A 9,344-nucleotide genomic window follows, 5' to 3' on the forward strand; every position below is an offset into this window, starting at 1 on the left:
CGTCGCCGCCGGGCGATGACCAGGCCAACCCCCGGTCCAGACCGCACGATCTTGCGCTGGACCGGGGCGATGCCCACCTCATTTTCCACATTCATTCAGATACCTGACGCGCATGCGGGACTATTACGAGATCCTGGGCGTGAGCCGCGGCAGCGATGACGCCGCGCTCAAGGCCGCCTATCGCAAGCTGGCCATGGAGCACCATCCAGACCGCAATGGCGGCTGCGAGGACTCCGCGGCGCGGTTCAAGGAGATCAACGAGGCCTATTCGATCCTCTCCGACGCCCAGAAGCGCGCGGCCTATGACCGGTTCGGTCACGCCGGCGTCAATGGCGGCGGCGGAGGCGGCCCCGGCGGGGCGGGCTTCACCGATGTGCACGACATCTTCAACGAGGTGTTCGGCGACGTCTTCGGCGACATGTTCGCCCAAGGCGGCCGCGGCCGCCGCAGCGGGCCGGCCCGGGGCCAGGACCTGCGCTATGATCTTGAGATCAGCCTGGAGCAGGCCTTCGCCGGCGCCGAGGTCGAGATCGTGGTCCCGGCCGCCGTCACCTGCGAGACCTGCGAAGGCTCAGGCGCCAAGCCCGGCACCAGCCCCACGGTCTGTGGCGGATGCGGCGGCGCGGGCCGCGTGCGGGCCAGCCAGGGCTTCTTCTCGGTCGAACGCACCTGCCCCCGCTGTGGCGGTACGGGCCGGCTGATCCAGGACCCCTGCGCCACCTGTCACGGCCATGGCCAGATCCGCAAGGACCGCACCCTGCAGGTGCGCATCCCGGCCGGCGTCGATGACGGCGCCCGCATCCGCCTGGCCGGCGAAGGCGACGCCGGGGCCCGCGGCGGCCCCCGCGGCGACCTCTACATCTTCCTGTCGGTGACCCCGCACGAGCTGTTCGAGCGCGATGGCCTCGACCTGTTGTGCACAGTGCCGGTGCCCATGGCCGTGGCCGTGCTGGGCGGCGAGATCGAAGCCCCCTGCCTGATGGGCGGCGAGAACTGCGACGGCAATTGCAAGATCCCGGTGGACGTCCCCGAGGGCGTCCAGACCGGCAAGACCCTGCGCCTCAAGGGCCGCGGCATGCCGTCCCTGCGCTCCCGCGAGCGGGGCGACCTGGTGGTGGAGATCTTCGTCGAAACCCCCACCCGCCTCAGCCCCCGCCAGAAGGAGCTGATGGCCGAGTTCGCCGAGCTCAGCGGCGACCAGACCAACCCCAAGTCCTCCTCCTTCGTCGGCAAGGCCAAGCGCTTCTGGGAAGAGATGACCGGCGGCTGCTGAGCCTGACGGGCGTCAGGGCCATGGCAGGCTGAGCAAGCGAGGCGCGCCCGGCCTCGCGCGCCGCAGGCGCTTTCAAGAGGCGACACGAAGAACACAAAGGGGCGCGAAGGACACAAAGGCGTGGCCGCCTAACCCTTCGTGCCCTTGGCTGTCTTCGTGTTCTTTGTGTCCCCTTTTTAGGGCTCGCCCCCGTCGCCCTCGGACTTGATCCGAGGGCCCATGCGCGCCTGACAACGCCGGTGTTCATGGATGGTCGGGTCAAGCCCGACCATGACGGATCATACGGATCTCATGCCAGGGCATCGGACCGCGCCTGATCTTCGGACGGCGCAGCCACCCAGACGAGGCCCGTCCAGAGGCGCCGGCCGTCGTCCATGCTGAAGTCCCTGGCCATATCCCGCCGCAGGCCGAGCCGGTCCATGACCGCCTGGGAACGCAGGTTGTCCGGCGCCGTATAGGCCAGCACCTCGTCGGCGAGGGCGCGGTCGAAGATATCGGCCAAGGCGGCGCGGGCGGCCTCGGTGGCGTAACCGAACCCCCAGGCCGATCGCTTCAGGCGCCAGCCGGCGCTGAGGTGCTCGCCCAGCACATGCCCGGCCTTCGACGGCATGACCCCGCAATAGCCGATCCACTCGCCCGCCAGGGTCTCGACGGCCCAATGCCCAAACCTCAGCTCATCGTGGGCCGCTCTGTAGCGGTCAAACTTCCGGTCGCTCTTCTCGCGGGTGAGGGGCCGGCCCGCATCGACCATCACCTCAGGATCGCCATGCATGGCCGCGAAGGCTGGCCGGTCGGCTTCGAGCCAGGGGCGTAGGCGCAGTCGTGAGGTGGTCAGCATGGGATGGCCTCCAGTTGCCCCCCTACAGCTTGGCTGGTGACACGCCTTCCCGCGACTCGCGGAAGTCCGCCGGACAAGCTCTCAGCTTGTCGCAGGGACTTAATGGGGGACACGAAGAACACAAAGGATCGCGAAGGACACCAAGGCGAGGCCGCCGAACCCTTCGTGTCCTTGGCTGTCTTCGTGGTCTTTGTGTCCCCCTTTTTTAAGCCCCCCGTCGCCCTCGGACTTGATCCGAGGGCCCATGCACACCGCGGCAGATCCAGTGTTCATGGATGGTCGGGTCAAGCCCGACCATGACGGCAAAAAAGGTGGATAGAGGGCCCTGAGCCCCCTACTCCGCCGCCTCGACCGCCCGGGTCGTCGCCGTCTGGTCGTCATAGCGGAAGACGGGACCGTCCAGGTCGATGGCCGGGATGTCGGCGCGCTCGACCCAGTAGTCCTGGGTGTGGCGCCATTCGGGCGTGTCACCGCACTTGGGCATCTTGTCCATGTCGCGCATCAGATAGCCCGGATTGAAGTTGTCCGGATCGATCCAGGGACCGCGGGGCATGGTCGCGCCGGCCTCGCCGGGATCGACCATCACCTTCTCGACGCCGCGGGCCTTCATGTGGCCGAGCAGCCGGGCGACGAAATCTCCCATCAGATCCACCCGCAGGGTCCAGCTGGCGCGGAAATAGCCGAACACCCAAACCAGATTCGGCACGCCGGTGAACATCATGCCGCGATAGGTGAGCGTCTGGCCCCAGTCCACGAACTTTCCATCCACCTCGAAGGGGATGTCCCCCATCACCGACAGGCGAAAACCCGTGGCGGTGATGATGATGTCGGCCTCCAGCACATCGCCGGATTTCAGCAGGATGCCGTTCTCGGTAAACCGCTCGATCTGGTCGGTGACCACCGAGGCCTTGCCCGACGAGATGCCCTTGAACAGGTCGGCGTCCGGCACGAAGGCCAGGCGCTGCTGCCAGGGGCGGTAGCTGGGGGTGAAGTGCTTCATGTCGAAGCCTTCGGGCAGGACGGCGGCGACGTTCTTGAGGATCTCGTCCTTCACCGCGTCAGGATATTCCCGGGCCATGTGGGCGAACATGCCCTGGTCCTTCAGAATCTTGCGCCGCACGATCTCATGGGTCCACTCTTCGGGGACCTCCAGGTCGCGCAGGGTGTCGGCCAGTTCGTTGGCGTTGCGGCCCGTGGCGAAATAGGTGGGCGAGCGCTGCAGCATGGTCACGTGGCCGGCCTTCTGGGCCAGGGCCGGCACCAGGGTCGCGGCCGTGGCGCCGGAGCCGATCACCACCACCTTCTTGCCCGTATAGTCCAGGTCTTCGGGCCAGGTCTGGGGATGGACGATGGCGCCCTTGAAGTCGGCCATGCCCGGCCATTCCGGCGTGTAGCCCTCGTCGTGGTGGTAATAGCCCTGACACATCCACAGGAAGCCGCAGGTGAAGGTCAGGGCCTCGCCGGTGGCGGTCTTCTCCGCATTCACCGTCCAGAGGCTCTTTTCGCTGGACCAGGCGGCGTGGACGATCTTGTGGCCATAGCGGATGTGGCGGGCCAGATCGTTCTCGGCGATCACCTCGTCCATATAGGTGAGAATTTCCTGGGAGGTGGCGATCGGCGCCCCGCGCCACGGCTTGAACCGGTAGCCGAAGGTGTAGAGATCGCTGTCGGAGCGGACGCCGGGATAGCGGTGGGTCACCCAGGTGCCGCCATAGGTGTCCTTGGCCTCCAGGACGGCGAAGCTCGTGCCAGGCATCTGGTGGGTCAGGTGCCAGGCCGCCCCGACCCCGGAAATGCCCGCGCCCACCACCAGCACGTCGAAATGCTCAACGCCGGTTGTCGCCTGCGGAGCCTTTGTCGCCACATCCACGCTGGTCATGGAAAACCTCTTCCCTGTCGTTCCCTGCCGCCAGTGTGATCCTGGCGCTCTGTTATCCCTGATGGAAATCAAGGTATGTGATCGACGATCACTTGGCGAGGGGGATGTTGCCCCTGCGTCCCGCGACCGCAGCCTATCATCAGACTAGCCGACGACGACGCAAGCGCTTGACCCCCGCCCCGACGGCGGCCACGGCAGGGCCATGACCCCTGCGCCCCTCTGGCGGCCGATCCTGGCCATCGCCCTGCCGTCCATGCTGACCAATGTGGCCACCGCCCTGTTCGGCCTGGCCGACATGTGGGTGATCGGCCGGCTGGGGGAGGCCGCCGCCCAGGGGGGCGTGGAGGTCGGCGCCAAGCTCCTGATGACCCTGCTGATCGTCTTCAACTTCCTGAAGACCGGAACCGTGGCGCTGACCGCCCAGGCCGCCGGCCGCGGGGATGCGGCGGCCCAGGCCGCCACCCTGGCCCGGGGCCTGGCCGTGGCCCTGGGGATCGGCGCGCTGCTGCTGGTCCTCTGGCCGCTGGCGGTTCCGGCCGGGCTCGCCCTGCTGGGCGCCGGGGAAGAGGTGGCGCCCATGGCGCGGACCTATGTGGACATCCGCTATGTGGGCGGCGTCGCCTGGCTGGTGAACGCCGTGCTGATCGGCTGGCTGATCGGCCGCCGCCAGGTCCGCGCGGTCCTGGTCGTGGAGATCGCCGCCAACCTGCTGCACGTGGCCCTCGACGTCGGCCTGGTGCTGGGGCTGGGCTGGGGCGTGGCCGGGGTGGCCGTCGCCACCCTGATCTCCGAAGGTCTGAAGACGGCGGCCCTGCTGGCCATCTGCGCCCGTGAAGCGCCGGCCCGCCAGGCCCTGACCCTCGCCCGCAAGCGCCAGACCTGGGCCGGGGCGGAGCTGGCCGCCCTCTTCGCCCTCAACCGCGACCTCTTCATCCGCACCATCCTGCTCATGAGCGCCACCGTGATGGTCACCCGCGCCGGCGCTCAGCAGGGCGCGGTGGTGCTGGCCGCCAACGCCATCCTCTTCCAGCTCTTCATGCTGGCCACCTTGATGCTCGACGGGTTCGAGAGTGCGGCCCAGGTGCTGTGCGGCGAGGCCGCCGGCGCCCGGGACCCGGGCCTGTTCGCCCGCTCGGTCCGCGCCCTGCTGATCTGGAGCGCTGGCGCCGCCGGACTGATGGCGCTGGCCTATCTCGTCCTCGGCGCGCCCCTGGCCGCCAGCTTCTCCACCGATGCGGACGTAACCCAGACCACCGGCCTCTATGCGCTCTGGGTGGTGGCCCTGCCCCTGGCCGGGGTCGCATCCTTCGTGTTCGACGGGGTGTTCATCGGCGCGGGCTGGACGCGGGCCATGCTGCTCAGCATGGCAGGCGCCCTGGCGGTCTTCGTCGCCGCCCTGATCCTGGCCGCCCCCCTGGGCAATCATGGGCTCTGGCTGGCCTTCACCCTGTTCTTCGCCGCCAGGGGCGCCGGCCAGGCCCTGATGCTGCCGGGCCTGATGCGTCGCAGGCTGTCGACCGCAAAGGGATGACCGAATCCCTGCGCCCCGCTAGCTTGGCGGCCTCATGAACGCCCCCTCTCCCACCCTGCCGGATGCGGCCGGCGCCACGCCGGTCATGGCCCAGTTTTTCGAGGCCAAGGCGGCGCAGCCCGATGCGCTGATCTTCTTCCGCATGGGCGACTTCTACGAGCTGTTCTTCGAGGACGCCCAGAAGGCGGCTGCGGCGCTGGGCATCAGCCTGACCGCCCGGGGCAATCATGGGGGCCAACCCATTCCCATGGCCGGCGTCCCGGCGCACGCGGCCGAGGCCTATCTGGCCAAGCTGATCCGAGCCGGCTTCAAGGTCGCCGTCTGCGACCAGATGGAGGACCCGGCCGAAGCGAAAAAGCGCGGCTCGAAATCCATCGTCCGGCGCGAAATCGTCCGCGTGGTGACGCCCGGCACGCTCACCGAGGATGGTCTGCTGGACGCCCGCGGGGCCAATCGCCTGGCCGCCGTGGCTGTTCGGGCCGGCCAGGCGGCCATCGCCTCGGTGGAGCTGTCCACCGGCGAGGTCGAATGCCTGGCCCTGGACCCTGCGGGCCTGGCCTCGGCGCTGGCGGCGCTCTCACCCTCGGAAATCCTGGTTCCCGACCGCCTGTTCGCCGACGCAGCGGCGGCCGAGGCTCTGCGCAGCGTCGGCGGCTTCGTCCAGCCCATGCCCCAGGCGCTCGCCGAGCCCTCGGCCTCGGAGGCCAGGCTCAAGCGGCTCTACGGGGTTGAGACCCTGGACGGCTTCGGGGCGCTGAGCGGCGCCGAGATCTCAGCGCTCGGCCTCATCGCCGCCCATCTGGAGACCACCCAGGCCGGACGGCTGCCGGCCCTGTCGGCGCCGCGGCGGGTCGGCGAGAGCGAGGTCATGGCCATCGATCCGGCCACCCGCGCCAGCCTGGAGATCGAGCGCAGCCTGTCGGGCGGCCGCGAGGGCAGCCTGCTGGCCGCCATCGACCGGACCGTGACGGCGCCCGGCGCCCGCCTCTTGGCCACCCGCCTGGCCCGGCCCCTGGTGGAGCCGGCGGCCATCGACGCCCGCCTGGACGCGGTGGCCTATTTCTGCGAGCGCCGGCCCCTGCGCCAGGACCTGCGCGGGCAGTTGAAGTCCATGGGCGATATGGCCAGGGCCCTGTCGCGGCTGGCGCTCGGCCGCGGCGGTCCGCGGGACCTGGGCTGCCTGCGCGATGGCCTGGCCGCCGGCGCCGCCATCACCGGCCTGTTCGCCGCGCCGGAGCCCCTGGATCCCGCCCCGCCGCCGGAAACCACCCAGGCCCTGGCGGCCCTGGATCTCGCCGTCCAGTCTGGCCTCGCCGAGCTGCGCGACATGCTGGCCAAGGGCCTTGGCGACGACCTGCCGGCCCAGGCCCGGGACGGCGGCTTTGTCGCGCCCGGCGTCCGTCCCGAGCTGGACCAGGCCCGGGCGCTGCGCGACGACAGCCGCAAGGTGATCGCCGGCCTTGAGGCGCAGCTGGCTAGCGAGAGCGGCGTCGCCCTGAAGATCCGCCACAACGCCGTCCTCGGCTATTTCGTCGAGGCCAGCGCCAAGGCCGCCGAGCCGCTGATGCGGGCGCCGTTGAACGCCACCTTCATCCACCGCCAGACGCTGGCCAACCAGGTCCGCTTCACCACGGTCGAACTGGCCGAGCTGGACGCCAGGATCGCCCAGGCCGCCGAGCGGGCGCTGGCCATGGAGGTCGCCGCCTTCGAGGCCTGGCGCGAGGCCGCCTGCCGCGTGTCCCACGCCATCCAGGCCGCCGCCTTCGCCGCCGCCAGCCTGGACGTCGCCTCTGGCCTCGCCGAATGGGCCGATGAGGCCGGCGCCACGCGGCCGGTGGTGGATCGCTCCTGCGTGTTCGAGGCGACAGCCGCCCGCCATCCTGTGGTTGAGGCCGCGGTGCGCAGGACCGGCGAGCCCTTCACCCCCAATGACTGCCGCCTGGACGGGGCCGGCGCAGGGGCGGCCAGACTTTCCATCGTCACCGGGCCGAACATGGCCGGTAAGTCGACCTTCCTGCGCCAGAACGCGCTGCTCTGCGTGCTCGCCCAGGCCGGCTCCTTCGTGCCGGCCCAGGCCCTGCGGCTGGGCGTGGTCGATCGCCTGTTCAGCCGGGTCGGGGCCGGCGATGACCTGGCCCGGGGCCGCTCGACCTTCATGGCCGAGATGGTCGAGACCGCCGCCATCCTGACCCAGGCGACGCCCAGGTCCTTCGTCATCCTTGATGAGATCGGCCGCGGCACGGCCACCTATGACGGCCTGGCCATCGCCTGGGCCTGCGCCGAGGCCCTGCACGAGACCAACCGCTGCCGCTCCCTGTTCGCCACCCATTATCATGAGCTGGCGGTGCTCGAGGACCGGCTGGCCCACGTGGCCAACCTCTCCATGCGGGCCAAGGAGTGGAAGGGCGACCTGATCTTCCTGCACGAGGCCGGTCCCGGCCCCGCCGACCGCTCCTATGGCGTCCAGGTGGCCAAGCTGGCGGGCGTGCCCGCGCCCGTGGTCGCCCGCGCCCGCCAGGTGCTCGACCGCCTCGAACGCGAGCAGGGCGCCCCGGCCCATCTGGAGGACCTGCCCCTGTTCGCCCTGGCCGTAGCCGAGCCCGACGCCCCTGGGCCGAGCGCGGTGGAGGAGGCGCTGCGGGCGCTGGACCTGGACGGCATGAGCCCGCGGGAGGCGATGGACGCGCTTTATCGGCTCAAGGGACAGTTGTCCTAGGCCGTCACCCCATCGTCGCCCTGGTCGGCTAGAAGCCGCAAACAGACAGGAGCCCGCCATGACCGTCCGCACCCTGATGATCGACGTGGACGGGGTGGTGATCCGCCATCCCGACGGCCTGCGCTGGGACCATACGATCGAGGCCGATCTGGGCGTCGACCCAGCGAAGTTCCAGAGCGCCTTCTTCGCCATCCACTGGCCCGACGTGATGGCTGGCCGGGCGGATTTGCACGAGCGGTTGGCGCTCGCCCTGCCGGACTTTGCGCCGCACCTGACGCCGGAAGCGCTCACCGCCTACTGGTTTTCCAAGGACGCCCACCTGGACCAGGGCTTTCTCGACCAGCTCGCGGCCCTGAACGGCCAGTACGGCCTGCATCTGGCCACGGTGCAGGAACACCTGCGGGCGGCCTATCTCTGGAACGAGCTTGGCCTGAAGGATCGTTTCGCGGCCATCCACTATGCGGCCGACTATGGCTGCGGAAAGCCCGACCCGGCCTTCTTCGAGGCGGTCGCCAACCGCACAGCCCATGCGCCGCACGAGCTGCTGCTGATCGATGATTCGCCCCGCAATGTGGAGGCCGCCCGGGCCTGCGGCTGGCGGGCGGGTCTTTGGGACGGCACGCAGACGGTGGTCGATGTCATCGCCGAGGCGCAAGCCGGCTAACGTGCGGCCGCCCTCGTCCTTCGAGGCCGCTTCGCGGCGCCTCAGGATGAGGACAAATGAGAGGTCCAGGCTCACCCCACCTCCCTCATGCTGAGGTGCGAGCAACGCGAGCCTCGAAGCACGCAGGGCGTCGCCCCCCGCCGAGTTGGTAGGCCTAAAGCATCGCCGGGATGACGCGGTCTGGCGGGCGGTGGCCGTCCATCCAGGTGCGGATGTTGATGATCACCTTCTCGCCCATGTCCACGCGGCTCTCCACCGTGGCCGAGCTCATATGCGGCAGCAGGACCACATTGGGCAGCTTGAGCAGCTTGGGGTTCACCGCCGGCTCGTGTTCGAACACGTCGAGGCCGGCGCCGGCGATCTCGCCCTTGGCCAGGATGTCGATCAAGGCGTCCTCGTCGACGATCTCGCCGCGGGCGGTGTTGATCAGGATGGCGTGGGGC

Annotated in this window: 7 protein-coding genes; 4 read left to right on the forward strand and 3 right to left on the reverse strand. The window is 69.7% G+C overall.

The annotated features are described in order from the left end of the window. Positions 1–112 precede the first annotated feature (112 nt). Positions 113–1,273: a molecular chaperone DnaJ gene (dnaJ, locus tag Q8L83_RS16720; RefSeq protein ID WP_305288979.1), complete on the forward strand. Its 1,161-nt coding sequence runs from the start codon at positions 113–115 to the stop codon at positions 1,271–1,273. A 289-nt stretch (positions 1,274–1,562) separates the two neighbouring features. Here dnaJ and Q8L83_RS16725 read toward each other — a convergent pair whose 3' ends face one another. After that, complete coding sequence (locus tag Q8L83_RS16725; RefSeq protein ID WP_305288981.1) at positions 1,563–2,111, reverse strand: GNAT family N-acetyltransferase; 549 nt, start codon at positions 2,109–2,111, stop codon at positions 1,563–1,565. A gap of 334 nt (positions 2,112–2,445) precedes the next feature. Continuing rightward, positions 2,446–3,990, reverse strand: coding sequence for an NAD(P)/FAD-dependent oxidoreductase (locus Q8L83_RS16730; protein WP_305288984.1), 1,545 nt, complete (start codon positions 3,988–3,990; stop codon positions 2,446–2,448). 202 nt (positions 3,991–4,192) lie between these two features. Between Q8L83_RS16730 and Q8L83_RS16735 the strand changes: the two genes are divergently transcribed. The 3 genes from Q8L83_RS16735 to Q8L83_RS16745 are packed head-to-tail and all read left to right on the forward strand — an operon-like array spanning position 4,193 to position 8,901. After that, positions 4,193–5,521 carry an MATE family efflux transporter gene (locus Q8L83_RS16735; protein WP_305288986.1) on the forward strand — a complete coding sequence of 443 codons (1,329 nt, stop codon included), beginning with the start codon at positions 4,193–4,195 and terminating at the stop codon, positions 5,519–5,521. Positions 5,522–5,555: 34 nt separating this feature from the next. Beyond that, positions 5,556–8,237: a DNA mismatch repair protein MutS gene (gene mutS / locus Q8L83_RS16740; protein ID WP_305288988.1), complete on the forward strand. Its 2,682-nt coding sequence runs from the start codon at positions 5,556–5,558 to the stop codon at positions 8,235–8,237. A 58-nt stretch (positions 8,238–8,295) separates the two neighbouring features. Next, a complete protein-coding gene (locus Q8L83_RS16745; RefSeq protein ID WP_305288990.1) occupies positions 8,296–8,901 on the forward strand; it encodes an HAD family hydrolase in 606 nt (201 codons plus the stop codon). Positions 8,902–9,055: 154 nt separating this feature from the next. On the opposite strand, the gene Q8L83_RS16750 is transcribed toward Q8L83_RS16745, so the two are convergent. Continuing rightward, positions 9,056–9,344 (reverse strand): 2-hydroxyacid dehydrogenase (locus Q8L83_RS16750; RefSeq protein ID WP_305288992.1); only part of this gene is annotated, 289 nt, incomplete at its 5' end.

The organism is Phenylobacterium sp., from assembly GCF_030680185.1.
Lineage (GTDB): Bacteria > Pseudomonadota > Alphaproteobacteria > Caulobacterales > Caulobacteraceae > Phenylobacterium.

Coding starts and splice junctions, on each gene's coding strand:
- Q8L83_RS16725 (WP_305288981.1), bottom strand. CDS start 2,111: ATGCTGACCACCTCACGACTGCGCCTACGCCCCTGGCTCGAAGCCGAC.
- dnaJ (WP_305288979.1), top strand. CDS start 113: ATGCGGGACTATTACGAGATCCTGGGCGTGAGCCGCGGCAGCGATGAC.
- Q8L83_RS16730 (WP_305288984.1), bottom strand. CDS start 3,990: ATGACCAGCGTGGATGTGGCGACAAAGGCTCCGCAGGCGACAACCGGC.
- Q8L83_RS16735 (WP_305288986.1), top strand. CDS start 4,193: ATGACCCCTGCGCCCCTCTGGCGGCCGATCCTGGCCATCGCCCTGCCG.
- mutS (WP_305288988.1), top strand. CDS start 5,556: ATGAACGCCCCCTCTCCCACCCTGCCGGATGCGGCCGGCGCCACGCCG.
- Q8L83_RS16745 (WP_305288990.1), top strand. CDS start 8,296: ATGACCGTCCGCACCCTGATGATCGACGTGGACGGGGTGGTGATCCGC.